The organism is Streptomyces sp. NBC_01257, from assembly GCF_035917255.1.
Lineage (GTDB): Bacteria > Actinomycetota > Actinomycetes > Streptomycetales > Streptomycetaceae > Streptomyces.
The window spans coordinates 4964979-4987527 of record NZ_CP108472.1 but is presented as its reverse complement, the minus strand read 5'-3'; the positions used below and the strand labels follow the sequence as shown (position 1 = coordinate 4987527).

The 22549-nt window shown below is 70.9% G+C and carries 25 protein-coding genes; 10 read left to right on the top strand and 15 right to left on the bottom strand.

Going from position 1 to position 22549, the window contains the following annotated elements; translation table 11 throughout:
* Positions 1 to 31 precede the first annotated feature (31 nt).
* From ispF to OG408_RS21535, 3 genes are all read right to left on the bottom strand, one after another.
* The gene (gene ispF / locus OG408_RS21545; protein ID WP_266780839.1) at positions 32 to 544 is read right to left on the bottom strand and encodes a 2-C-methyl-D-erythritol 2,4-cyclodiphosphate synthase; all 513 of its coding nucleotides are present in this window, start codon (positions 542 to 544) and stop codon (positions 32 to 34) included.
* Positions 534 to 1280, bottom strand: coding sequence for a 2-C-methyl-D-erythritol 4-phosphate cytidylyltransferase (gene ispD / locus OG408_RS21540; RefSeq protein WP_266780837.1), 747 nt, complete (start codon positions 1278 to 1280; stop codon positions 534 to 536). Before ispD ends, ispF begins: the two co-directional genes overlap by 11 nt.
* Positions 1281 to 1712: 432 nt before the next feature.
* Positions 1713 to 2195 (bottom strand): CarD family transcriptional regulator, encoded by a 483-nt coding sequence (locus OG408_RS21535; RefSeq protein WP_006380568.1) that lies wholly within the window; start codon positions 2193 to 2195, stop codon positions 1713 to 1715.
* Between the two features lie 619 nt (positions 2196 to 2814).
* On the opposite strand from OG408_RS21535, the gene OG408_RS21530 reads away from it, so the two are divergent.
* Positions 2815 to 3492, top strand: a complete 678-nt coding sequence (locus OG408_RS21530; RefSeq protein ID WP_285570769.1) for a DUF461 domain-containing protein — start codon at positions 2815 to 2817, stop codon at positions 3490 to 3492.
* A gap of 95 nt (positions 3493 to 3587) precedes the next feature.
* Here OG408_RS21530 and OG408_RS21525 read toward each other — a convergent pair whose 3' ends face one another.
* Positions 3588 to 4268 carry a response regulator transcription factor gene (locus tag OG408_RS21525; protein WP_136201434.1) on the bottom strand — a complete coding sequence of 227 codons (681 nt, stop codon included), beginning with the start codon at positions 4266 to 4268 and terminating at the stop codon, positions 3588 to 3590.
* Positions 4265 to 5539: a sensor histidine kinase gene (locus OG408_RS21520; RefSeq protein ID WP_266780831.1), complete on the bottom strand. Its 1275-nt coding sequence runs from the start codon at positions 5537 to 5539 to the stop codon at positions 4265 to 4267. Before OG408_RS21520 ends, OG408_RS21525 begins: the two co-directional genes overlap by 4 nt.
* Positions 5540 to 5737: 198 nt before the next feature.
* On the opposite strand from OG408_RS21520, the gene phoU reads away from it, so the two are divergent.
* Positions 5738 to 6415 carry a phosphate signaling complex protein PhoU gene (gene phoU, locus OG408_RS21515; protein ID WP_266780829.1) on the top strand — a complete coding sequence of 226 codons (678 nt, stop codon included), beginning with the start codon at positions 5738 to 5740 and terminating at the stop codon, positions 6413 to 6415.
* 201 nt (positions 6416 to 6616) lie between these two features.
* The gene (locus tag OG408_RS21510) at positions 6617 to 6766 is read left to right on the top strand and encodes a hypothetical protein (RefSeq protein ID WP_266780827.1); all 150 of its coding nucleotides are present in this window, start codon (positions 6617 to 6619) and stop codon (positions 6764 to 6766) included.
* 66 nt (positions 6767 to 6832) lie between these two features.
* Here the strand turns inward: OG408_RS21510 and OG408_RS21505 are convergent, their stop codons facing one another.
* A complete protein-coding gene (locus tag OG408_RS21505) occupies positions 6833 to 8164 on the bottom strand; it encodes an MDR family MFS transporter (protein WP_266780825.1) in 1332 nt (443 codons plus the stop codon).
* 193 nt (positions 8165 to 8357) lie between these two features.
* Between OG408_RS21505 and OG408_RS21500 the strand changes: the two genes are divergently transcribed.
* A complete protein-coding gene (locus OG408_RS21500; protein ID WP_266780823.1) occupies positions 8358 to 9116 on the top strand; it encodes a phosphoglyceromutase in 759 nt (252 codons plus the stop codon).
* Between the two features lie 82 nt (positions 9117 to 9198).
* Here the strand turns inward: OG408_RS21500 and OG408_RS21495 are convergent, their stop codons facing one another.
* Together OG408_RS21495 and OG408_RS21490 are read right to left on the bottom strand one after the other, a co-directional pair.
* Positions 9199 to 9552 carry a PRC-barrel domain-containing protein gene (locus OG408_RS21495; protein WP_266780821.1) on the bottom strand — a complete coding sequence of 118 codons (354 nt, stop codon included), beginning with the start codon at positions 9550 to 9552 and terminating at the stop codon, positions 9199 to 9201.
* Between the two features lie 298 nt (positions 9553 to 9850).
* On the bottom strand, positions 9851 to 10021 hold the full coding sequence (locus tag OG408_RS21490; protein WP_266780819.1) for a hydrophobic protein: 171 nt from the start codon (positions 10019 to 10021) through the stop codon (positions 9851 to 9853).
* A 181-nt stretch (positions 10022 to 10202) separates the two neighbouring features.
* Here OG408_RS21490 and OG408_RS21485 point away from each other — a divergent pair, with 181 nt between their 5' ends.
* Positions 10203 to 10451: a hypothetical protein gene (locus OG408_RS21485; protein ID WP_266780817.1), complete on the top strand. Its 249-nt coding sequence runs from the start codon at positions 10203 to 10205 to the stop codon at positions 10449 to 10451.
* Positions 10448 to 10690 (top strand): hypothetical protein, encoded by a 243-nt coding sequence (locus OG408_RS21480; protein WP_266780815.1) that lies wholly within the window; start codon positions 10448 to 10450, stop codon positions 10688 to 10690. Before OG408_RS21485 ends, OG408_RS21480 begins: the two co-directional genes overlap by 4 nt.
* Positions 10691 to 10697: 7 nt before the next feature.
* On the opposite strand, the gene OG408_RS21475 is transcribed toward OG408_RS21480, so the two are convergent.
* The 4 genes from OG408_RS21475 to mshA form a co-directional block, all read right to left on the bottom strand.
* On the bottom strand, positions 10698 to 11495 hold the full coding sequence (locus OG408_RS21475; protein ID WP_326671423.1) for a hypothetical protein: 798 nt from the start codon (positions 11493 to 11495) through the stop codon (positions 10698 to 10700).
* Positions 11496 to 11859: 364 nt separating this feature from the next.
* Positions 11860 to 13584 carry a glycosyl hydrolase family 28-related protein gene (locus OG408_RS21470; protein WP_326674571.1) on the bottom strand — a complete coding sequence of 575 codons (1725 nt, stop codon included), beginning with the start codon at positions 13582 to 13584 and terminating at the stop codon, positions 11860 to 11862.
* Between the two features lie 145 nt (positions 13585 to 13729).
* The gene (locus OG408_RS21465) at positions 13730 to 14338 is read right to left on the bottom strand and encodes a YbjN domain-containing protein (RefSeq protein ID WP_326671421.1); all 609 of its coding nucleotides are present in this window, start codon (positions 14336 to 14338) and stop codon (positions 13730 to 13732) included.
* A 62-nt stretch (positions 14339 to 14400) separates the two neighbouring features.
* Positions 14401 to 15765, bottom strand: a complete 1365-nt coding sequence (mshA, locus tag OG408_RS21460; RefSeq protein ID WP_266780809.1) for a D-inositol-3-phosphate glycosyltransferase — start codon at positions 15763 to 15765, stop codon at positions 14401 to 14403.
* 236 nt (positions 15766 to 16001) lie between these two features.
* Here mshA and OG408_RS21455 point away from each other — a divergent pair, with 236 nt between their 5' ends.
* The 3 genes from OG408_RS21455 to OG408_RS21445 all read left to right on the top strand — a co-directional run bounded on the left by OG408_RS21455 (position 16002) and on the right by OG408_RS21445 (position 19740).
* Complete coding sequence (locus OG408_RS21455; RefSeq protein ID WP_326671419.1) at positions 16002 to 16778, top strand: class I SAM-dependent methyltransferase; 777 nt, start codon at positions 16002 to 16004, stop codon at positions 16776 to 16778.
* Between the two features lie 241 nt (positions 16779 to 17019).
* On the top strand, positions 17020 to 18081 hold the full coding sequence (locus tag OG408_RS21450) for a C40 family peptidase (RefSeq protein ID WP_285569120.1): 1062 nt from the start codon (positions 17020 to 17022) through the stop codon (positions 18079 to 18081).
* A gap of 315 nt (positions 18082 to 18396) precedes the next feature.
* Positions 18397 to 19740: a PP2C family protein-serine/threonine phosphatase gene (locus tag OG408_RS21445; RefSeq protein WP_266780803.1), complete on the top strand. Its 1344-nt coding sequence runs from the start codon at positions 18397 to 18399 to the stop codon at positions 19738 to 19740.
* Here the strand turns inward: OG408_RS21445 and OG408_RS21440 are convergent.
* The 3 genes from OG408_RS21440 to OG408_RS21430 all read right to left on the bottom strand — a co-directional run bounded on the left by OG408_RS21440 (position 19722) and on the right by OG408_RS21430 (position 21315).
* On the bottom strand, positions 19722 to 20054 hold the full coding sequence (locus OG408_RS21440; RefSeq protein WP_266780801.1) for a DUF2516 family protein: 333 nt from the start codon (positions 20052 to 20054) through the stop codon (positions 19722 to 19724). The two genes, OG408_RS21445 and OG408_RS21440, sit on opposite strands and share 19 nt — an antisense overlap.
* A 121-nt stretch (positions 20055 to 20175) precedes the next feature.
* Complete coding sequence (locus tag OG408_RS21435) at positions 20176 to 20820, bottom strand: hypothetical protein (RefSeq protein ID WP_266780799.1); 645 nt, start codon at positions 20818 to 20820, stop codon at positions 20176 to 20178.
* 27 nt (positions 20821 to 20847) lie between these two features.
* Positions 20848 to 21315 carry a helix-turn-helix domain-containing protein gene (locus OG408_RS21430; protein ID WP_266780797.1) on the bottom strand — a complete coding sequence of 156 codons (468 nt, stop codon included), beginning with the start codon at positions 21313 to 21315 and terminating at the stop codon, positions 20848 to 20850.
* Between the two features lie 225 nt (positions 21316 to 21540).
* Between OG408_RS21430 and OG408_RS21425 the strand changes: the two genes are divergently transcribed.
* Entirely contained in the window at positions 21541 to 22449 is a 909-nt protein-coding gene (locus OG408_RS21425) for an aminoglycoside phosphotransferase family protein (protein WP_326671416.1), read from the top strand.
* Positions 22450 to 22549 lie beyond the last annotated feature (100 nt).

The following is a 22549-nucleotide window of genomic DNA, read 5'->3' as shown; positions in this document are numbered from 1 at the left end:
AGGTCAGGCCGTCGGCACCACGACGACCGGCTCAGCCCGTGCGGTAGACCAGGGCCGTCGCGATGCCCGCGATGCCCTCGCCGCGGCCGGTGAAGCCGAGCCCGTCGGACGTGGCGGCGGAGAGCGAGACCGGTGCGCCCACGGCCGCGGACAGCACCTTCTGCGCCTCGTCGCGGCGCTTGCCGATCTTCGGCCGCACACCGACGACCTGGACGGCGACGTTGCCGATCTCGAAGCCCTCGGACCGGACGATGCGGGCCGCCTCCGTCAGCAGCGTGACGCCCGCGGCGCCGGACCACTCGGGGCGCCCGGTGCCGAAGTGCTGCCCGAGGTCGCCGAGACCGGCGGCCGAGAACAGCGCGTTGCACGCGGCGTGCGCGACGACGTCGGCGTCGGAGTGCCCGGCCAGGCCGGGACCCTCGCCGTCCCAGCGGAGACCCGCGCACCACAGCTCGCGGCCCTCCTCGAAGGCGTGGATGTCGGTGCCGATCCCGACGAGCGGGATCACGGGTGCGCTGCGCCCCTCGGAGCTCTCAGAAACCATCGTTCGCCCTCCTGCGTGCGAGTACCGCCTCGGCAAGGACCAGATCCAGCGGCCGGGTCACCTTGAACGCCTCCTCGTGCCCCGGCACGACCACGACGGGCGCGCCGAGCTGCTCGACCATGCCCGCGTCGTCGGTCGCGCCCTCACCGCTGACGGCGACCTGCTCATGGGCGCGCACCAGGGTGGCGCGGTCGAAGCCCTGCGGCGTCTGTACGGCCCGCAGCCTGGCCCGTACCGGAGTGGAGAGCACCGGCTCGGGCTCCCCCGGCGCTCCGGGCTCGACCTCCTTGACGGTGTCGGCGAGCGGCAGCGCGGGGACGACGGCGGGTGCCCCGTCCCGTACGGCCTCGATCACCGCGTCCACCGTGTCGACGGGCACCAGCGGGCGGGCCGCGTCGTGGACCAGGACGGCGGCGACATCGGCGGGCAGCGCGTCCAGCCCGAGCCGCACCGACTCCTGCCGGGTCTCGCCGCCGGGCACCACCAGGAAGTCGGTGCGCTCGGGCAGGGCGTGCTCGTCGAGGAGGTTCCGCACCTCAGGAGCGCCGTCCGGCGGCGCGACGACCACGACCAGGGACACATGGCGGGAGGCCGCCATGGCCCGCACGGCGTGGACGAGCATCGGGGTGCCGCCCAGCGCGCGGAGCGCTTTGGGGGCGCCCGGGCCGAGCCGTACGCCGCGGCCGGCCGCGGGAATCACGGCGGCGGTGCGGTAAGGACGCGGTTGTTCAGACATCGGTTGCACTCCGAAGCATCGGCATGTTTGTCTCCACGGCCGACGTGGGTATGGCCACAAGCGAGCCGGGCGCTGCGCCCTGACCCGACCGGGACCCTTTCCGTGACCCCGGGCGAGACGGGTACCGCCCCGGCCGCTCGGGATCGACGCCGCACGTCGTCTTCACAAGATCGCGAGCAAAGTACCGGGGGATCGTCGACGAGGCCAACGCGTCGGCGCTTCGCGAAGAACATCCGGGTTCGCCGGGCCGCGCCGCCCGCAGGAGTCCCGCGAGCGTGCCTTCCTGCCCGGATTCCCCGCAGGGAACGCCCTCCCCGTGGGAGCCCCGCGTCATGACCGCGCCCGGACATGCCGCAGCGCCCGACGACACACCGTGTGAACGGCTGGTCAGCGGGCACCGCGGCACATTATTTACGACCGGTGCGATCCGGTTCAGGACGCGAGGACCTCGTCGAGAAGAGCCTCGGCCTTGTCCTCGTTCGTGTTCTCCGCGAGAGCGAGCTCGCTCACCAGGATCTGGCGAGCCTTGGCGAGCATGCGCTTCTCACCTGCGGAGAGTCCACGCTCGCGCTCACGACGCCACAGGTCACGGACAACTTCCGCGACCTTGATGACATCGCCGGATGCGAGCTTCTCGAGATTTGCCTTGTAGCGTCGGGACCAGTTCGTCGGCTCCTCGGCATACGGTGCGCGCAGCACCTCGAAGACCCGGTCCAGCCCTTCCTGCCCGACCACGTCGCGCACACCCACGAACTCCGCATTGTCCGCTGGTACACGCACCGTCAAGTCGCCCTGAGCGACCTTGAGCACCAAGTAGGTCTTGTCCACGCCTTTGATCTGGCGAGTTTCGATAGCCTCGATCAGCGCGGCCCCGTGATGGGGATAGACCACGGTGTCGCCAACCTTGAACGTCATGTGACAGGTACCCCTTCCGTGGCTATCAAGAGTAACACGAGAACTGCTTCTCCTGAATGGCGTTTTCGCAGGTCAGGGCATATCTCGGGGCTTGACAACTGCAACACGGACGTGCTGCGGAAGGCCCGCGGAGGACGGTATTCGCAGGTCGGAGCCGCTGTACGGGCGAGGAGAAACGCGGACGTTACACCTACCGGAACCCGCTCGGAAGTGACGAGAAGTCCCGTTTTGCCGGGTTCCGGATGATGAACAATCCGTACTCCGTTCGGGCATCGATCACCCGTACGGCGGTAAGTGCCGATGGCCAATGAAATTGATCAACGCCGGACGCCGTGGAAGCTCCGCGCGGATTAAGCGCAATGAATGCGCCACGGCACGTGAACAGCGGCGCGAAGCGCGTGGCGAACGCGCGGCGGAATTGATCAAGCGTGTTATGTGAACGGCGTGCGAATGATCAGCCCCGTGACGGCCCGCGATCCCCGGGCCCGTGAGGGGCGGGTCGGGTGCGGGGCGGGGACGGGGGCTCGGTAACCTGGCCGCTGACACACCCTTAGGGCGGCTTTACACCGCTCGCCCGACCCCGTCCGCACGTCCGCTCGTTCAAGGAGTTGCCGCCGCCGTGAGCCGCAGCCTTCGACACGGCGCCCTCGCCGCCACTGCCATCGCGTTCTCGATCGCCGCGCTCTCCGCATGTGGTGCGGGCAACAACGCGCAGACGCTCGAGGTCAGGCCTGACAACGCCGCCACTTCGTCCGGCGACATCAAGATCCAGAACGCCAATGTCGTCACCCAGCCGGTGCGCGGCGCCAACGGTCCGGCCGTGGTCACCGCCACGGTGTTCAACAACGGCTCGAAGGCCGAGACCCTCGACGCCATCACCCTGACGGGCAGCAGCGGCTCCGTGCAGCTGCACGCCGCCAAGGGCTCGGGCCCGGTCGTGGTGCCGGCCGGCGGCCGGGTCGTCCTCGGCGGCAAGGGCAACGCGTCCGCCGTGATCGAGAACGGCAACGAGGCCACGAAGAACGGCAACGTGCAGCCGCTGGTCTTCAAGTTCAGCCGGACCGGCGCCCTCACGCTGGGCGCGTCCGTCGTGCCCTCCGACAACTACTTCAGGGGCTTCGGCCCCAGCTCGCTGCCGAAGGCGCCGAAGCTGCCGGAGAAGACGCCCGAGGCGTCGGCCGGCGGTTCCGCGTCCGAGACCCCGGACGCGTCCACCACGCCCTCGGGCTCGGCCTCCGCGAGCGACTCGGGCACCCCGACCGACGCGGCGTCCGACTCGGCGCAGCCGAACGGCTGACCGCACACCCCGCACGCGCACACGGCTGAGGCGCCTCCCGGACCGGGAGGCGCCTCAGCCGTATCCATGACCCCCGCAGGCGGCCGTGGGCCGGTTTACGGCTCGAACTTGTACCCGAGCCCCCGCACCGTCACGAGGAACCGCGGGGCGCCCGGGTCCGGCTCGATCTTGGCGCGCAGCCGCTTCACGTGGACGTCGAGGGTCTTGGTGTCACCCACGTAGTCCGCGCCCCAGACCCGGTCGATCAGCTGCATCCGGGTCAGCACCCGGCCGGCGTTGCGCAGCAGCATCTCCAGCAGGTCGAACTCCTTCAGCGGCAGGTCGACCTTGCCGCCGGAGACCGTGACGACGTGACGGTCCACGTCCATCCGGACCGGTCCCGCCTCCAGGGCGGCCGGGGTGACCTCCTCCGGCTCCCCGCGGCGGCGCAGCACCGCGCGGATGCGGGCGACGAGCTCCCGCGAGGAGAAGGGCTTGGTCACGTAGTCGTCGGCTCCTATTTCCAGGCCGACGACCTTGTCGATCTCACTGTCCTTGGCCGTGACCATGATCACGGGAACGTTGGACCTGCTGCGCAGCTGCCGGCACACCTCGGTGCCGGGGAGGCCGGGCAGCATCAGGTCGAGGAGCACGAGGTCGGCGCCGTTGCGCTCGAACTCGTCCAGGCCGTCGGGTCCGGTGGCCGCGATGGCGACCTCGAAGCCTTCCTTGCGGAGCATGTAGGACAGGACGTCGCTGAAGGATTCCTCATCCTCGACGACAAGCACTCGGGTCACGGAAGAGCCTCCGGGGCAGGGAACGAATCAAAAGTGTCGGGTGCGGCGTCCTGGTAGGACGCCTCGTCGCCGTTGACGATGAGCGGGCCGCCGGATGTGCGGTCCCGGTCCCGTGCGGAGCCCGCTTCGGGCAGCCGCAGGGTGAAGGTGGAGCCCTGTCCCTCCGAGCTCCAGACGGTGACCTCCCCGCCGTGCGAGGCGGCCACGTGCTTGACGATGGCGAGGCCGAGGCCGGTGCCACCGGTGGCGCGCGAGCGGGCCGGGTCGACGCGGTAGAAGCGTTCGAAGACCCGTTCCCGGTCCTTCTCGGAGATGCCGAAACCCTGGTCGGTCACGGCGATCTCGATCTCGTCCCCGCCGGGTACGACCACCCGGCGGACGGCGATGCCGACGCGGGTGCGGGCGGGGCTGTAGTTGACGGCGTTCTCGACGAGGTTGCCGAGCGCGGCGGCGAGCTGGCCGCGGTTGCCCCATATCCGGAGCTCGGCGGTGCCGCCCGCGGCCATGGTGATCTGCTTGGAGCCGGCCTGCTGCCGGCAGCGGTCGATGGCCTCGGCGACCAGCTCGTCCACCCGGACCGGTTCGGCGTCCTCCAGCGGGTCGTCGTTCTGCACCCGGGAGAGGTCGATGAGCTCCTGTACGAGGTTGGTGAGCCTGGTCGCCTCTATCTGCATCCGGCCCGCGAACCGTTCCACCGCCTCCGGATCGTCGGAGGCGTCCATGACGGCCTCCGAGAGCAGGGACAGCGCACCGGTCGGCGTCTTGAGCTCATGGCTGACGTTGGCGACGAAGTCGCGCCGGACCGCCTCGATGCGGCGGGCCTCGGTGAGGTCCTCGACCAGCAGCAGCACCAGCCGGGACCCCAGCGGGGCGACCCGGGCGGAGACCGCGAGGGCCTCGCCCCGGCCGGTGCCGCGCCGGGGCAGGTCCAGTTCGACCTGCCGTATCTCGCCGTCGCGCCGGGTGTCCCTCGCCATGTTCAGCATCGGCTCGACGGCCAGCCGCCCTCCCCTGACCAGTCCCAGCGCATACGCGGCGGAGCTGGCCTTGACGACGCTGTCGCTCTCGTCGAGCACGACCGCGGAGGAGCTGAGCACGGAAAGGACCGTGTCGACCCCGGGGGGAAGGGGCGTACCGCTGTCGGGCCGCAGGGACGTACGCGTGGGTTTCTTCTGGTCGCGCTCGCTCCAGCGGAACGCCAGCATGGCGATCACACCGGTGCACACCCCGGCGATCGCTGCAGCTGCGGCGACCGCCGCGTTCACGTCCATGCCTCCAGGTTATGCGGCACGGCGGACACTCTCCCAGCCGTCCGGGTGCCTGTCCGAACACTCGTCGCCCAGAGTTCACCGAGGGGCAAGCACCGGTTCACTTGGCCGGTCGGAACCCGACGCGTACGGCCGTCACGGTGGCACCGTGGGGTGCAGAGCTGGCCCCGGCCTCGGTTCAGGACTGGAGAGGGACATCCCATGCGTGACGCGTACCACGAGGAACTCGACTCGATCGGCGAGGGGCTGGTCGAGATGGCCCGGCTCGTCGGATCGGCGATCGGCCGGGCGACGACGTCCATGCTCGACGCCGATCTCAAGCTCGCGGAGACGGTGATCGCCGCGGACCAGAAGGTCGACGACCTGCAGCACGACCTGGAGGCCAGGGCCATCGCGCTGCTGGCCCGCCAGCAGCCGGTGGCGACCGATCTGCGGATCGTGGTGACCTCGCTGCGGATGAGCGCCGACCTGGAGCGCTCCGGCGACCTCGCCCAGCACGTCGCCAAGCTGGCCCGGCTGCGCTTCCCGCAGTCGGCCGTCCCGCACGACCTGCACGCCACCATCCTGGAGATGGGCCAGCTCGCGCAGCGCCTGATGGCCAAGGCCGCCGAGGTGATCATCACCAAGGACGTCGACCTGGCGCTCCAGCTGGAGCAGGACGACGACGAGATGGACCTGCTGCACCGCACGCTGTTCCAGCACCTGATGGACGACCGCTGGAAGCACGGCATCGAGACGGCGGTCGACGTGACGCTGCTCGGCCGCTACTACGAGCGGTTCGCCGACCACGCCGTCTCCGTGGCCAAGCGCGTCGTCTACCTGGTGACGGGCGAGCACGCGGACGACATCCAGCAGCCGACACCGGTCGACGGCGCGTAACGCTCCACGAAGTCACATAACGGCAGACACGGAACATATCCAGCACATCCGGATACGCACATGCGTTCCTGCGCGTGTGCGCCGTTGATGCGCCCGCCCGGGTGGGCATGCAATGGGGTGGGGCGGCACGACTTGTCCGTACGCCCCGGTCGTGGGTCCCGCGCGGGCGCACGGCCCTGTCGTACGTCCTGAGGAGGAACCATGGCCGATTCCCCCACGACCGAACCCCAGCGGGAGACACCCGTCGATGCGGCGCACGGCGGCGTCCTCGGCGCCTGCGGCTGCGGCTCGGGCTGCGGGTGCGGCTGCCAGTCCGGAGCGCCGTGCCAGTGCGGCGGCTGCTCCGGCTGACCGGCGCCGGGGCGCCCCCGCGGAAGTCTCCGCGCGGGGCGCCCCACTCCGCGTCCCGGCCGGCCCTCAGGCCATCCGCTCCACGGCGGGCTCCGGCCCGGTGGTCCCGGCGACGATCCCGTCCGCCGCACCAGCGGGCCCGCTCTCCACGACCGCGGGGACCGCGGCCGCCCCCTCCTTCGGCAGGCTCCGCATCAGCAGCCAGTAGCCGAGGGCCGCCAGGGTGCCCAGTACCGCGCACGTCCCCCACAGCCAGCCGGCCCCGAAGTGGTCGATCACCACACCGGACATCAGCGGGGCGACGAGTGCGGCGGCCGACCACGACAGGGTGTACATGCCCTGGTAGCGGCCCCGGCCGTGGGCCGGCGAGAGCCGGACGACCAGGCCGTTCTGCACGGGCGCGTTGACGATCTCGGCGACGGTCCAGACGCAGATGGTCAGCGCGTAGACCGCGACCGATCCGGCGAAGGCGGTCAGCCCGAAGCCGTACCCGGCGAGCAGCGACGACACGATGAGCAGCCGGCGAGGGTCGCGGCTCTGGATGAACCGGGTGACCGGGATCTGCAGGACCACGATCAGTACGCCGTTGACGGCGACCGCCGTACCGAAGTCGGAGCTGCTGAACCCGTCCGCCCCCATGGCCACCGGCAGCCCCACGTACCCCTGCTGGAAGATCAGGGCGATCACGAACGACAGCCCGACGACCCCCATGAACCGCCCGTCGCGCAGCACCGTCCCCAGGCGTACGTCGTCGGAGGCGACGGCTGCGGAGGCGTTGCCCGGCACCGCGGACACGGTCTTCCGCGGCCGGGACTCGGGCACCTTCATGAAGACGACGACCGCGCAGACCAGCGTCATCACCGCCTCGGCGACGAAGCCCGCGAGATAGCTGTACTCGGCGACGAAGCCGGCCCCCGCGGACGAGACCGCGAACCCGAGGTTGATCGCCCAGTAGTTGAGCGAGAAGGCCCGCACCCGGTCCTTCGCCGGGACGATGTCGGCGATCATCGCCTGGACGGCCGGACGCGAGGCGTTGCTCGCCATGCCGACGACGAAGGCGACGGCGGCGATCGCCACCGGATGGACCATGAAGCCGAGCACGGCGACCGACACGGCGGTCGAGACCTGCGCGGCCAGCATCGTGGGCCGCCGGCCGATCCGGTCCGTCATCACCCCGGCCCCCAGCGAGGAGACGACCCCGCCGAGCCCGTGCAGGGCGGCGACCAGACCGGCGTACGAGGCGGAGTAGCCCCGGTCCAGGGTCAGGTACAGGGCCATGAAGGTGGCGACGAACGCCCCGAGGCGGTTGACCAGCGTGCTGGTCCACAGCCACCAGAACTCCCTGGGGAGACCGGACACGGTTTCACGGGCAGCCCGTCTGAGACCGGCGACAGGCATGTGGGTTCCCCCCGGGACGTACGGATCGAAGACCGGCGGTAAGAGGCCCGCCAGCCGTCCGAACATTACAAATCCGGGATTCCGGCCTGCCACTCATTTGACGGCAGCCGTCAATCGGCGCCGCCGCCGCCCCACCTGTCCGCCCTGTGGCCGGGCGCGCGCTGCCCGTACGGGTTCGATTACGCTCGGACCCATGGCCGACGCACCGTACAAGCTGATCCTCCTCCGCCACGGCGAGAGCGAATGGAACGCGAAGAACCTGTTCACCGGATGGGTGGACGTCAACCTCACCGAGAAGGGCGAGAAGGAGGCGGTCCGCGGCGGTGAGCTGCTCAAGGACGCCGGCCTGCTCCCCGATGTACTGCACACCTCGCTCCAGAAGCGCGCGATCCGCACCGCCCAGCTCGCGCTGGAGTCCGCGGACCGTCACTGGATCCCCGTCCACCGCTCCTGGCGGCTGAACGAGCGCCACTACGGCGCCCTGCAGGGCAAGGACAAGGCGCAGACGCTCGCCGAGTTCGGCGAGGAGCAGTTCATGCTCTGGCGCCGCTCCTACGACACCCCGCCGCCCGCCCTCGAGGACGGCACCGAGTTCTCCCAGAGCGACGACGCGCGCTACGCGACGATCCCGCCGGAGCTGCGCCCGCGCACGGAGTGCCTGAAGGACGTCGTCGACCGTATGCTGCCGTACTGGTACGACGGCATCGTCCCGGACCTCCTCGCCGGCAAGACCGTCCTGATCGCCGCCCACGGCAACAGCCTCCGGGCCCTGGTCAAGCACCTCGACGGCGTCTCCGACGCCGACATCGCGGGCCTGAACATCCCGACGGGCATCCCGCTCGCCTACGAACTGGACGAGAACTTCCGTCCGTTGAAGCCGGGCGGCACCTACCTCGACCCGGACGCGGCGAAGGCCGCCATCGAGGCCGTGAAGAACCAGGGCAAGAAGTAGCGGACAGCCCCGAAGAAGCCCCCTGCCCGCGGATGCTCCGCGGGCAGGGGGCTTCTTGGTCTACCGGGTCGCGCTGTGGGGATCAGGTGCGGCGGTGGCTCCGGTAGTAGCCGCCGACCTGCTCGTGGTAGCCGGCGTCACCGACGTGCTTGTCCTTGTCGAATTCCGGGGAATGCTTGATCTGGTCCTTGGTCAGGTCGACAAAGACCTTCCGCTGCTCGGTGTCCACGGTGAGTACCGTGCCCGCCGGCAGCAGGACGTGCTTTCCGAAGATCCAGACACCGGTATCCACAACGAGATACGAGGAGTTGACTTCGTCCGAGTGCTTGTCGACCGATCCGATACTTCCGTCGGTCGCCTCTACCTTGTAGCCGATCAGGTCAGCGCCCGCGGTGTGGCCGGCGGCCGGCTGATAGCCCCAAATGTTGTCACTCATGGAAAAACAGCTCCTTCTTCGAGATTCTGCGCCCCTCCACCGGATAGTCCGGGGAGTCGCGTCTTGGTGCTGACCGAAAGGCCGGCACCCTCTCGGAAGATCGCCTGCCCTGCATCAAGAGCCCTACACACGTTCGCGGCAGAAGAAGCTCCGGGCCCTGTGGCGACGGGCGTCACGGCCCTGGTCCCGGCTCCGGGCCCAGCACCCTTTTCGCTGGAGCGCGCAATAACGCGGGGTGGGCCACGACAATTCGTCGTGGCCCACCCCGCGTTATTGTGCGGTCAGTCTTCATGCCGCGTCACCACCGGTACCAGCGGCCTCGCTTACCGCCGGATGCGGTCGGACGGATAACGAATCCGAGCAGCCACACCACCAGCACGATGACGGCTATCCACCACAGAGCCTTCAGTGCGAAACCGGCACCGAAGAGAAGCAGCGCGAGCAGAAGAACAAGAATGATAGGAACCATGGGTATCAACCTCCGAGGCGTCATGTGCCCCGGTATTCGCGCCCTACTCACCCCGGGTCCACAAGTTCGCCGCAAAGCCCGTTCCGTGTGTGGTGGTTCGCGATACCGGCGTGGCCGGACGTGACGCGCCTCACTCGCCGTCGTACCCTGTGGCGCATGCGGGGAGAGCGGGGAGAGAGCCATGAGTGAGCCCCTGAAGACCTTTGTCGGCGGCGCCGAGGTCGAGGTGCCCAACAGCATCCCGGCCATCCGTGACGCCCTGCCCGAGGCGAGACGCGAGGAGTTCGACCACGCGATCAACGAGGCCGGGGTGCACGAGATCCAGTCCGTGATGCGGCACTGGATGCTGGAGGCCGTACCCGATCCGGAGGCCGAGCGGATCCTGGACCGGCTGGCGCAGGACGAGGCCGAGAGGCGGAGCGTCGCTTGAGCTTCCGCATCTCCTACGCGCCGCCCGCCGACGACACCCTGGCCAAGATGCGGGACGGCGACACCTTCCGGGACGAGATGGCGCGCACGCTGGGCCGGGACCCGTACGGGCACGCCTCGTCCGCCGTCAAGAGTGAGCACGATCGCCGTGAGGCCACGGTCGCCGGGGCGATCGTGCTCTATTACGTCTCCGGATCGGTCCTCACCGTCACCGTGGTGCGGCTCGTCCCGCTGCCCTGACCGCGCTTCAGGCGAGCTTGGCGGCCTGGGCGTCGATCACGGCGGTCGGCAGCTCGAAGTCGCCGCCCGCGCCGGCCGCGCCCAGGTTGAGCGAGGTCAGCGAGGCGACCGTGGCGCCCTGACGGATCTCGATCAGCTTCATCGCGCTCTTCTCGCCCTCCGCCTCGACCGTCACCGACCAGGCCACGGCCTCCTCGCCGCCCTTGACCGGCACCTCCGCGATCTTGACGATCTTCTGCTTCGAGCCGGCCGCGGTGAGCGTGAAGCCGGAGGCGCACTCGGTCGCGGCGGTCCGCAGGCCCGACAGCGTCTTCTCGGCGCCCCCGCCCTCGTACGAGGCGAGGGTGACGAGCGTCGTCGTGATGTCGAAGGCGGCCTTGAAGGCCTCCGCCGGGTCGTCGCTCTCCTTGTCGCCGCCCTTCTTCGGCTCGCTGACCACCTTGCGCTGCGTGGACGCGGCCGGCTGTCCGGCCTTGGCGCCCATCAGGGCGTCGGCGAAGGCGTCACAGGCCGCCTTGTCCGTGGTGACGTCGTCCCCCGAGATCGCGTCGGCGGGACCGGCCTTGGCGATCTTGTGGCCCTTGACGTCGCCCTGCGCCAGCGAGACCTTCTCCAGCTCGGCCGCGCTCAGCGCCTTCGCGCCGGCCTTGTCCGCGGGCTTCGCGGACGAGGAGGCGCCCGCCTTGCCGCTGTCCTTGTTCGCCGCGTCGCCGTCCGCGGTGTCCGAACCGCAGGCGGCGGTGAGGAGGGCCAGGGACATCACGGTGGCGGCAACGGCGGTACGGCGTATGACAGTGGGTCGCATGGCCCGTCCTTCTTGTCTCAAGGTGTTTCGCCCGCACGAGAGCGGCCGCCACCGGGTTCGGCGCGGCTGTGGGGTCGTGGGGGTTTGCCAACTCTATGAGCACGCTGTGGTTTGGCGATCCGTCAAAGCGGGCATCGCACGTGATCGTGACGACGTCGTGATCACTCCGGCAGGGCCCTGAACGGGGCATCCGGCACAAACGGCAGCAACCCGCGCCGGAAGGCGTCCGGGGAGCAGCTGGAGTGGACGTGGAACGAGGTGGTGCCGCGGCTCGAAGCGGCGCTCGGTGAGGTGGAGTCGGCACTGCGCGGACGAGGGACCCCGGACAGGGCCCGAGGGCCGCGGCAGCGCCGGCTCCCGTTCCTCAGCGCCCGAGGGCCCGTTGGGCGTCGTGCAGGTTGGCCGGCCGGACCGCGCCCGGGGTTCCGTAAGCCTCCAGGCGGGTGTGCAGGTCGCCGGCGAAGTCGGGGACGTCGATCTGGTCGAACTCCGTCACCTCGCTGACGCCCACGGTCGCGCTGTACGGGGCGAGGCCGTCGATCCGCATCAGGCCGGCCCGGCCGTTGATGACGCGGATGTTCCAGTGCGTGAAGCGGGCGCCGAACAACGGTCCGGCGCTCGCGTCACCGCCGTGCCGCCCGTTGTTGTTCACGGTGATGTCGGTGCGGACGTTGGCGAACGGCATCCCGCGGTGCGAGTCGAACGTGCCCATCTCCATCACCCCGCGCGACCACACGTTGTGGCTGGACAGGCCCTCGACGTTGATGCCGTGCAGCTGGGTCCCGTCGGGCGCGGGGACGGTGCGCTGCTCGATGGTGAAGTCCTCGACCAGGTTGTCGTGGCTGCCTTCGCGGCAGTAGTACGGGTGGTGCGAGCCGCGCCCCGCGACCCTCGTGCGGCGCAGGGTGCAGGCGGAGGCGCCGATGAGGCCGAAGCCGTTGTCGACGTGGCGGACGGTGATGTCGTCGGCCCAGCAGTCGTACGCGCACTGGAACGCGACGCCGTTGTACCCCTTGTCGAGCAGGTGCTGCGACTGCGGGGTCTCGACCGCTTCGAGCGTGAGCCCTTCGACGCCTGAACCGGTGAGCGGGGTGGCCAGGGTGGTCAGGCGCGGGTCCCACTCGGGGCGGACGTCGAGCGGGAGGGGCCGCTCCAGGGTGACCTCGCGGCCGTGCACGGCGGTGATGCGGACCGGCCACTCGTAGGGGACGTACGAGGTCAGCTTCGTCTTGTCGTCCCAGTAGTACGCCTCCGGGCCCGCGCCGCCGCCCGCCATGTGCTCCAGGAGGGTGTGCGCGGAGTCGTCGGCGAGGCGCAGCAGGACGAGCGCGCCGCGCTTCAGCTTCCGGGCGTCGTCGACGGTGATCGTGCGGTCGCCGAGCCGGGCGGGGGCGACGGTGGTCAGGGTGCGCCACTCGTCGCGCTTGTTGCCGGTCCACCCCTCGAAGGGCCAGGCCTTCGCCTTGATGGCGTCGGTGAGCGAGGTCCAACGGGCCTCGGGGCAGAGCCAGATGAGCCCGCCCGCCCAGGACCAGCTGGACTTGTCGCCGCCGTAGCGGCTGCCGTACACGCCGATGAGCTCGGTGAGGTTCTTCGTCGCGTACAGGGTGGTGCGGCCGCTGCCCGCGCCGCGCACGACGACGTCGCTGTGACCGATGCGGATGACGTCGTCGATGCGGTACGTGCCCTCGGGGATGAGGACCGTGCCACCGCCGCGCTCTCCGGCAGCGGCGATGGCACGGTTGATCGCGGGGGCGGCGTCGGCGGAGTTGTCCGGCCTCGCGCCGTAGTGCAGGACGTTGGCGGTGAAGCCGTGGCCGCCGCGGGGGCGGGGCAGGGCGGAGCCGCCGCGGTAGCCGGCCCGGCCGATGAACGGGATCTGCGGGTGGGTGAAGGGCTCCGCGGCGAACTCCCCCCAGAGCGGGGTGAACCGGGGCCCGCCGCCGGCCGTCGCGGCGGTGGCGGCGCCGTCCGCGGCGAGGGCCGTCCCGCCGCCGAACGTGCCGGTCGCCGCGGCCGCGGCGACGGCCACCGCGCCGCCGAGCAGTCCACGCCTGCTGATGTCCGCCCTGTTCCCCATGGTCACCATGAGTCCGATCCGCCTTTCATGGATGTGAACGACGTTCATGTCCTCGTCGGCGGTGAGCATGCCACGAGTCCCCGGCACGGCGAAAGAGCCGTGCACCGGGGAAATCAGACAGGGGAACCGGGCGGGAACCGCCGGGCAATGAGCGTCAGTTGCCGGGACGCTGGGTCAGATGCGTGAACGCGTCCAGATTCCGCGTGGACTCGCCGTTCGCCACCCGCCAGGCGTACTCCTTGCGGATCGCACTGGCGAAACCGAGCTCCAGGAGGGAGTTGAAGGCGCCGTCGGCGGCCTCCAGGACGGCACCCAGCAGCCGGTCCAGCTCCTCCGGCGTGACCACGGAGAGGGGCAGCTTGCCGACGAGGTAGACGTCCCCGAGCGAGTCGATCGCGTAACTCACCGCGAAGAGGCGGAGGTTGCGCTCCAGCAGCCAGCGGTGGACCGCCGCGTCGTTCTCGTCGGGGTGGCGGATGACGAAGGCGTTGAGGGAGAGCGCGTGCGCGCCGACGATGAGCGAGCAGGTGGTGGCGAGCTTGCGGGTGCCGGGCAGCTGGACGACGTAACTGCCGGGCGCGGGGCTCTCCCAGTCGAGTCCGGCGTCCTCGAACGTCGCCTCGATGATCCGCGAGACCTGCGCGGCCTGCCCGCCCGCCTCGGCCTGCCCGCCCTGCTCGACAGTCTCGGCCTGCCCACCCTGCTCGACAGCCTCGGCCTGCTCGACCTGTGTCTTTGCCGCTTCGCCGGGTACGTCAGCCATGGAACGAGCGTACGTCAGGCACCGGACGGCCGTCCGGCGGGAAGCCTGCGGGCGGGCACCCCTCAGGCGTGGTGCGACCGCGTCCGCCGCCGGTGTTCCTGCATCGCCGCGCCGTACACGTCCGCCGTCGCCGACGCCGCCGTGTCCCAGCCGAAGCGCTGGGCGTGCTCCGCCGCCGCGCGGCCCATCCGGCCGACCAGCTCGGGCGCCACGGCGAAGCGTTCGAGCGCGCGGGCGTACGCCTGCGGGTCGTGCCCCGGGATCAGGAAGCCGCTGACCTCGTCGCGCACCGCCACCGGCAGCCCGCCGACGGCCGCGGCGACGACCGGGGTGCCGGCCGCCTGGGCCTCTATGGCGACCAGGCCGAAGGACTCGCTGTACGAGGGCATGACCAGCACGGACGCGGCCCGGAACCAGTCGGCGAGCTGGTCCTGCCCGACCGGTGGATGGAAGCGCACGACATCCGCGATCCCGAGCCGGGCGGCCAGCTTCTGCAGCCCCTCCGGCTTGGCGAGGCCGCTGCCGCTGGGGCCGCCGACGACCGGCACGACGATCCGGGAGCGCAGCGAGGGGTCGCGGTCCAGCAGGACGGCGACGGCGCGCAGCAGCACGTCCGGGGCCTTCAGCGGCTGGATGCGGCCCGCGAAGAGCGGGATCAGGGCGTCCTGGGGCAGCCCCAGGCGGTCCCGGGCCGCGGCGCGCCCGTCGGCGGGGCGGAAACGGTCCAGGTTGACGCCGGGATGGACGACGGCGACGGATCCCGGATCGGCCTCGTAGAAGCGGACGAGCTCGTCCGCCTCCTCCGCGGTGTTCGCGATCAGCCGGTCGGCCGCGCTGACGATCTGCGTCTCGCCGATGACCCGGGCGGCGGGTTCGGGGGTGTCGCCCTCGGCGAGCGAGGCGTTCTTGACCTTGGCCATGGTGTGCATGGCGTGGACGAGCGGGACGCCCCAGCGCTGGGCGGCGAGCCAGCCGACGTGGCCGGAGAGCCAGTAGTGGGAGTGCACCAGGTCGTAGTAGCCGGGGCGCTGGCCGGCCCATGCCTGCATCACGCCGTGCGTGAAGGCGCAGAGCTGGGCGGGCAGCTCCTCCTTGGCCAGGCCCTCGTACGGGCCCGCGTCGACGTGCCGGACCAGGACGCCGGGCGACAGCTCGACGGCCGGCGGCAGCGCGCCGGTGGTGGAGCGGGTGAAGATCTCGACCTCGATGTTGATCGCGGCCAGGCGCTTGGCGAGCTCCACGATGTACACGTTCATGCCGCCCGCGTCGCCCGTCCCCGGCTGGTGCAGCGGGGAGGTGTGCACGGAGAGCATCGCGATCCGGCGCGGCTTGCGGGGGCCCCCCGCGAAGGTGCCGGTGAGACCGGCGGGGAACCTGAGACGCGGTGCGACGCGGCTGCTGCCGAGCCGAGAGACGTACTGGCTCACGTCGTCCGGTCCTCCTCGCTCAGGGCACTGGTACCGACTTCGTTCAAGGCATGGCACCGAAGGGACACAGGGTCCCTTCGAAGGTCTGGAACAGCGGAACTCCTCCTTTCATTTCCGCTTTGCCAAATCATTACGGTAGGGCTCCGGCGTGTCGCCGCAACGGCTGCCGCACCCCCGCGACCGCGTCACGGCGGTCCCGGGGCGGGCCGTCCGCCGGGATCGTTACGCTCTGTGTCATGCGCCCGATCGGCACCGCGACCCGCGGGACCACCAACCCGAACCGGCTGCGCCGCATGGACCGCTGGATCGCCGCCACGCACGGCCCCGCCCTGCGCCGCGCCGACGCCCCCGTGGCGGTCGACCTCGGGTACGGCGCCGCCCCCTGGACCGCCGTGGAGCTGCTGGAGCGCCTGCGCACCGCCGAACCGCGCACCTCGGTGGTCGGTATCGAGATCTCCCCCGAGCGGGTCGCGGCGGCGCGTCCGTACGAGCGCGAGGGCCTCACCTTCCGGCACGGCGGCTTCGAGATCCCGCTGCCGCAGCGGCCCGCCCTGATCCGGGCGGCGAACGTGCTGCGCCAGTACGACGAGGGCGAGGTCGCCGCCGTCTGGCAGCGGCTGTGCGAACGGCTCGCTCCGGGCGGACTGCTGGTGGAGGGCACCTGCGACGAGATCGGGCGCCGCCACGTCTGGGTGGCGCTGGGCCCGGAGGGCCCCCGTACGGTCACGTTCGCGACCCGGCTCGGCTCCCTCGGCCGGCCGTCCGACCTCGCCGAGCGGCTGCCCAAGGCGCTGATCCACCGCAATGTGCCGGGCGAGCCCGTCCACGCGTTCCTGCGCGACTTCGACCGCGCCTGGGCGGCCGCGGCGCCGTACGCCTCGCTGGGCGCCCGGCAGCGCTGGATCACCGCGGTGCGGGCGCTGTCCGGCGACTGGCCGCTGACGGACGGCGTACGGCGGTGGCGCCAGGGCGAAGTGACGGTGAAATGGGCGGCACTGCGACCCGAGCAGTAGCCCAACACATGGAGAACGGGGAGGAATCCCCCTCCAACGGGAACACCGGCCCGGCATCGTTCGTCCCAGAACAGGGAAGCCGGATCACGGGAGCCGGGCCAGTGGAGTGACACGAGGGGCGCGGACCGGCGGAGATGTGTCTGCCTCTGTTGCTTTTCGGTAGGGCATGGCACGATCTCGTCGGCACCATAAGTTACTGACGGTAAATCAGATTCATGGGATCTGCTCGGAGGGGGAGTTCGTGTACCGACGTCACTGCGCCGCTGCCGCGATGACTCTGGTGTGCGCCATGGCCGTACTGGCCGCGCCGGTCCAGGCTTTCGCCGCACCCGCCCCTCCCTCGCCGGCTCCCCCCGCCGAGCCGGGGAAGAAGAGCCTCGAAGAGGTGCGCCAGGAGATCGACGGCCTGTACCGGGCGGCGGGATCGGCCACGGACGCGTACAACCTCGCCGAGGAGAAGGCCAAGAAGCAGTCGGGCGAGATCGTCAAGCTGGCCCAGGCCATAGTCGAGGGCCAGGCGAAGATCGCCGACCTCAAGAGCAGGGCGGGTGCCCAGGCCCGCGAGCAGTACCGCAACGCCGGACTCCCGGCGGGCGCCCAGCTGATGCTCAGCGGCGACCCGCGGCTCTTCCTGGACGGCGTCAGCCGCGCCCGCCAGGGCCAGCAGGCCACCAAGGGACTGCTGGGCGAACTGAACAGGACCCAGCAGGACCTGGAGACGTACACCCAGGACGCGAGCACCAACTGGACCAAGCTCGAAGCCAATCGCGTCAAGCAGGCCAAAGCCAAGAAGAAGATCAACGAGCAGATCGCGGCGGCGAAGAAGCTGGAGTCCCGGCTGGAGAAGAAGGAGCGCGCACGGCTCCTCCAGCTGGAGCAGGAGGCGGAGTACAAGTCGCAGACCGCCTGGCTGAGCTCCGGCGCCCTGAAGGAGATCAACCGCGAGGCGAGTGCGAACGGCAAGAAGGCGGTGGCCTTCGCCACCGCCAAGATCGGACTGCCGTACGTGTGGGGGGCCGAGGGCCCCAAGTCGTACGACTGCTCCGGGCTGACCTCCCAGGCGTGGGCGTCGGCGGGCCGGCCCATCCCGCGCACCTCGCAGGAGCAGTGGGCGCAGCTGCCGCACATCGCGATCGAGGACATGCGCCCCGGCGACCTGATCATCTACCACGGCGACGCCAGCCATGTCGGGATGTACATCGGCGACGGCGCGATCGTGCACGCCCCGCGCCCCGGCCGCAACGTCACGCTCGCCGGTGCGGGCTCGATGGAGATCCTCGGCGTCGTCCGCCCGGACAAGTAGGGCTCCCGGACCCGTCCGTCCGGACGAGCGGACGCATCCGGGCGCCGGCGACTCCTCCCCCGCGGCCACCGGCGTGAGCGGTGCCACTGCGGCCCGGACGGCCGGCGTGACCTTTGTCATGCCGTCCCGGGCGGCCGCGGACGGCACATCGCGCCGGATCCGTGACCTGACGCGGCTTATGGCGGTGCATATGCCGGAGGCGGAGTGCCGCGCGCCATTCCGTTCCCGTATCCGGTACCGCTATCGTCCCCGTCTGGCGGGTCGTCGATCGTCGTTCCGCCGCGCCCTCGGGGGGAGGGAAGGAAACCCGAACCGATGCCCGTACCCGTACCGCAGCAACGTGCCGCTCCCGCTGCGGAGGCCAGCTCCGGCACCGACCTCACCCTCCTGGTGATCGAGGACGACCCGGCGGGCACCTTCACCGTCCCGGAGCTCTCCACCGCCGCGGGCACCCGGGTCCGCATCCGCGCCGCCCGCAACCTGACCGAGGCGGGCCGCCTCCTCACCGACGACGTGGACTGCATCCTGCTGGACCTGGCCCTGCCGACCGGCGCCGAGACGCGCGGCGAGCGGGGCACGGAGGCGGACGGTCTGGCCACCCTCAAGCACGTGCTGCGCATCGCGCCCCGGCACGCCGTCCTCGCGCTCACCGCGGAGGACGACGCCGAGCTGGCCGCCGAGGCGGTACGGGTCGGCGCGCAGGACTACCTCTTCCGCGACGAGCTCGACGGCAGGCTGCTGAGCCGCGCCATCCGCTACGCCGTCGAGCGCAAACGCGCCGACGTCGCCCAGCACCAGCTCACCGAGTCCCGGCTGCGCGCCCAGGAGAACGCCCGGCTGGAGCGCGGACTGCTGCCCACGCCCCTGCTGGACGGCTCCGATCTGCACTTCGCGGCCCGCTACCGCCCCGGCCGCAGCCGCGCGCTGCTCGGCGGGGACTTCTACGACACGGTCCGCACACCGGACGGCACGGTCCACGCGATGATCGGCGACGTCTGCGGGCACGGCCCGGACGAGGCGGCCCTCGGCGTCGAACTGCGCATCGCCTGGCGCGCCCTGACCCTGGCCGGGCTCTGCGGCGACGAACTGCTCTCCACCCTCCAGCAGGTCCTGGAGCACGAGCGGGAGAGCGAGGAGATCTTCGCGACGCTCTGCACCGTCGACATCGCGCCGGACGGCCGCCGTGCGGGCCTGTGCCTGGCGGGCCACCCCGCACCGCTGATCGCCCGGCAGGGACGGGCCGCGCATCTGCTGCCGTACGAGGACGGCGGCCCGGCGCTCGGGCTGCTGCCGCGCGCCCGCTGGCCGCGCCGGCAGGTGGAACTCGGCGGCTCCTGGAGCCTGATGATGTACACGGACGGACTGATCGAGGGCCGTGTCGGCAACGGCACCCAGCGCCTGGGCCAGGACGGCATGGTCGCGATGATCAACCGTCAGCTGTCCGAGGGCCTGACCGGCGAGGACCTGCTGGAAGCGGCGGTGACCCACGTCCGGGAGCTGAACGGCGGCGAACTCACCGACGACGTCGCGGTCCTGCTGCTCGACCGCGACCAGGAAGCCGTCCGCCGCCGGGCGCAGCAGTGCGACCGGGGCCGGAGCATCCCGCGCCCCCGCCCCGGACAGGTGTCACCCGCGGGTGCTCAACGCCCGCCGTTGTAGGGCCCGTACGGACCGTCGCTGCTGGAACCGCCGCGACGCCCGCCGCCGGAGACGGCCTTGAGCGCGGGCCGCACGTCCACGAAGAACACGATGGACGCGATCAGCCCGGCGATCTGCACGAAGAGGAACGGCACCCAGAGGTTCACCACCACCGCGATGCCGAGGATGATCAGCCAGAACGACTTCTTCTGCTTGTCCGCGGCACGGTAGGCGTCCTCGCGGGCGACCGCGGCCATGACCAGCGCGACCACGGCGAGGACGAGCATGGCCGTGTAGATCAGCCCGAGGAACGTGTTGAAGCCTTCGAGCAACATGATGTGCACCGCCTAGTGAGTGAATGAGCGCCTCGCGGCCAAGGTACCGGGACAACGACCGGCACACCCCGAAAGGTGCCCGCCCGTCCTCCCGGCACACCTGCCGGGCACCGCGCCGCCGCTACTTGGCGGTGGGCGGCGTGGTCTTCTTGGCCGCGGGCTTGCGGGCGGGCGCCTTCTTGGCGGCGGGCGACGGCTTGGCCTCGGCCTTTACCGTCTTCGCGGCGGGCGCGGGCTTGGCCGGCGCCGGCTTGGGCGCGGGCTTCGGCGCGGCCTTGGGCTCCGCCTTCACCGTCTCCGGCTTCGACTCCTTGCGCGGCTCGACGACGACGGCGATCTCGACGATCTCCTCGGCCGTCTCGCCACGCCAGGTCCGCACGGTCTGCTCGCCGCGCTCGGCGACCTTCTCGTACGTCTCGCGGGCCCTGACCGCGTACTCCGCGGCCACGCCGACGCTGCGCAGCGCCAGGTCCTGGGCGCTCTCGCCCAGCTTCTTCAGGTCGGTGTCGAACGCCCCGATCACCTCGGTGACCTTGGCCTGCAGGGTGGCCTGCGCCTCCTTGGCCTGCCCGGCGACCTTCTCCTGGACGGCCTTGGGGTCGGTGTTGCGCACGGCCTCGATGCGCTCCGGCGCGTCGGCCCGCAGCTGCTCGATCAGGGCCGGAACCTTCCGGGCCTGCTGCACGGCGAGATCGGCCGTACCGGCGGCGAAGTAGAGGGGGGTCGGGTCGGTGAGGGTCTTGCGCAGGTCATCGGTGATGGCCATGACTGTGGTCCTCCCGGATCATCAGACTCAGTGTGAGGGTTTTGAGGGCTTTGAAGCTGTATCGGCAGCACTGCCGTCGACACTGAAGGGCGCATCCGCACCGGACGCACGCCCCTCCTCGTCCACCGGCTCGTCCACGGGCTCGTCCTCGAACCCGTTCTCCTTGCGGAAGGAGGCGTAGATCTGCAGCAGCACGCTCTTCTGCCGCTCGTTGATCGACGGATCGGCCAGGATCACCGCCCGCGTCTCCAGCTCCTCCCGCTCCCGCTCGTCCAGGATCCCGGCCCGCACGTACAGGGTCTCGGCGGAGATCCGCAGCGCCTTGGCGACCTGCTGCAGGACCTCGGCGCTGGGCTTGCGCAGCCCGCGCTCGATCTGGCTGAGATAGGGATTGGACACGCCGGCCGCCTCGGCGAGCTGCCGCAGCGACAGCTGCGCGGTACGGCGCTGCTCGCGCAGGTACTCGCCGAGATTGCCGACGTTGAGTGATGCCATGACCCGATACTGGACCCTCGTTGCTAACTTTTGCAAGCAGGTGCTTGCAAAAGTGTTCCGTACCACTCGTACGGGTGACCAATGCGGGGCACGACCGGCGCCGCTGTCCCCTCGCACGCCGTCCGCCACCTGCTCCCGTGCCACCCTTCCTCGCGCACGAGCTACGAGCTACGAGACGACGAAAGTCGCTGGCCTTCCGCTCCGGCCGGCGATGAGACTTCCGGTGTGACGCTTCACGAGAACGAGATCCCGGTCGACGAGACGCTGGTCCGATCGCTGCTGAGGGCGCAGCGCCCGGAATGGGCCGGCCTGCCGCTGTCGCCCGCGGGCGCGGGTACGGACAACACCATGTACCGGCTGGGCGACGACCTGCTCGTACGCCTTCCACGAACCGCCGGCAACGCACAGTCCGTGCGGAAGGAACAGGAATGGCTTCCCCGTCTGGCCCCCCACCTTTCGTGTCCGGTTCCTGAACCCGTCCACGCCGGGACGCCCACCGACGCCTTCCCGCTGGTCTGGTCGGTCTACCGCTGGATCGACGGGGACGAGGCGGGCCCCGGCACCGTCCGGGACTGGGCCGGCTTCGGGGCCGACCTGGCGGCGGTCGTGAGGGAGCTCCACCGCATCGACCTCATGGGCGCGACTCGCACGGACGGCCTCAGCTGGTACCGCGGAGGCGGCCTGACGCCGTGCGACCAGTGGATCAGCGGGTGCCTCGACGACTGCCGGACCACCGTGGGTCAGGAGCTCGACGTCGACACCCTGGAACGGTTGTGGCGAGCCGCACTCGCACTGCCCGAGCCCTCCGGGCCTCACGTGTGGCTCCACGGCGATCTCAAGCCGACCAACCTCCTGGTCCGGGACGGCAGACTCCACGCGGTGATCGACTTCGGCGGGCTGTCGGTCGGCTTCCCCGACGCCGAGCACTCCACGCTCTGGGACCTGCCGCCGCAAGCCCGACAGGCCTACTGGAACGCCCTGGACCTCGACACCGTGACCTGGACCCGTGCCCGCGCCTGGGCGATCGCGGTGGGCGTCAGCGGGATCTCCTACTACTGGGACACGTTCCCCGCCTTCGTCGCCGAATGCCGAGCCCGGCTTCAGGCGATCCTCACTGACGCGACCGCGCGCTGAGTCACTGAGCAACTGAGTCTCTGCGTGTCCGCGTCTCTGCGTCTCTCTGCATCTCAGAGAGGACTCCGGGCCGGGGGCGAGGCACAGCGCAGGCAGTGTC

What these genes read in the sequence shown, in the direction of transcription:
- ispF (WP_266780839.1), bottom strand. Translation starts at nt 544, where the DNA reads ATGGTTTCTGAGAGCTCCGAGGGGCGCAGCGCACCCGTGATCCCGCTC.
- ispD (WP_266780837.1), bottom strand. Translation starts at nt 1,280, where the DNA reads ATGTCTGAACAACCGCGTCCTTACCGCACCGCCGCCGTGATTCCCGCG.
- OG408_RS21535 (WP_006380568.1), bottom strand. Translation starts at nt 2,195, where the DNA reads ATGACGTTCAAGGTTGGCGACACCGTGGTCTATCCCCATCACGGGGCC.
- OG408_RS21520 (WP_266780831.1), bottom strand. Translation starts at nt 5,539, where the DNA reads ATGGACGTGAACGCGGCGGTCGCCGCAGCTGCAGCGATCGCCGGGGTG.
- phoU (WP_266780829.1), top strand. Translation starts at nt 5,738, where the DNA reads ATGCGTGACGCGTACCACGAGGAACTCGACTCGATCGGCGAGGGGCTG.
- OG408_RS21510 (WP_266780827.1), top strand. Translation starts at nt 6,617, where the DNA reads ATGGCCGATTCCCCCACGACCGAACCCCAGCGGGAGACACCCGTCGAT.
- OG408_RS21505 (WP_266780825.1), bottom strand. Translation starts at nt 8,164, where the DNA reads ATGCCTGTCGCCGGTCTCAGACGGGCTGCCCGTGAAACCGTGTCCGGT.
- OG408_RS21500 (WP_266780823.1), top strand. Translation starts at nt 8,358, where the DNA reads ATGGCCGACGCACCGTACAAGCTGATCCTCCTCCGCCACGGCGAGAGC.
- OG408_RS21495 (WP_266780821.1), bottom strand. Translation starts at nt 9,552, where the DNA reads ATGAGTGACAACATTTGGGGCTATCAGCCGGCCGCCGGCCACACCGCG.
- OG408_RS21490 (WP_266780819.1), bottom strand. Translation starts at nt 10,021, where the DNA reads ATGGTTCCTATCATTCTTGTTCTTCTGCTCGCGCTGCTTCTCTTCGGT.
- OG408_RS21485 (WP_266780817.1), top strand. Translation starts at nt 10,203, where the DNA reads ATGAGTGAGCCCCTGAAGACCTTTGTCGGCGGCGCCGAGGTCGAGGTG.
- OG408_RS21475 (WP_326671423.1), bottom strand. Translation starts at nt 11,495, where the DNA reads ATGCGACCCACTGTCATACGCCGTACCGCCGTTGCCGCCACCGTGATG.
- OG408_RS21470 (WP_326674571.1), bottom strand. Translation starts at nt 13,584, where the DNA reads ATGGTGACCATGGGGAACAGGGCGGACATCAGCAGGCGTGGACTGCTC.
- OG408_RS21465 (WP_326671421.1), bottom strand. Translation starts at nt 14,338, where the DNA reads ATGGCTGACGTACCCGGCGAAGCGGCAAAGACACAGGTCGAGCAGGCC.
- OG408_RS21455 (WP_326671419.1), top strand. Translation starts at nt 16,002, where the DNA reads ATGCGCCCGATCGGCACCGCGACCCGCGGGACCACCAACCCGAACCGG.
- OG408_RS21445 (WP_266780803.1), top strand. Translation starts at nt 18,397, where the DNA reads ATGCCCGTACCCGTACCGCAGCAACGTGCCGCTCCCGCTGCGGAGGCC.
- OG408_RS21440 (WP_266780801.1), bottom strand. Translation starts at nt 20,054, where the DNA reads ATGTTGCTCGAAGGCTTCAACACGTTCCTCGGGCTGATCTACACGGCC.
- OG408_RS21435 (WP_266780799.1), bottom strand. Translation starts at nt 20,820, where the DNA reads ATGGCCATCACCGATGACCTGCGCAAGACCCTCACCGACCCGACCCCC.
- OG408_RS21430 (WP_266780797.1), bottom strand. Translation starts at nt 21,315, where the DNA reads ATGGCATCACTCAACGTCGGCAATCTCGGCGAGTACCTGCGCGAGCAG.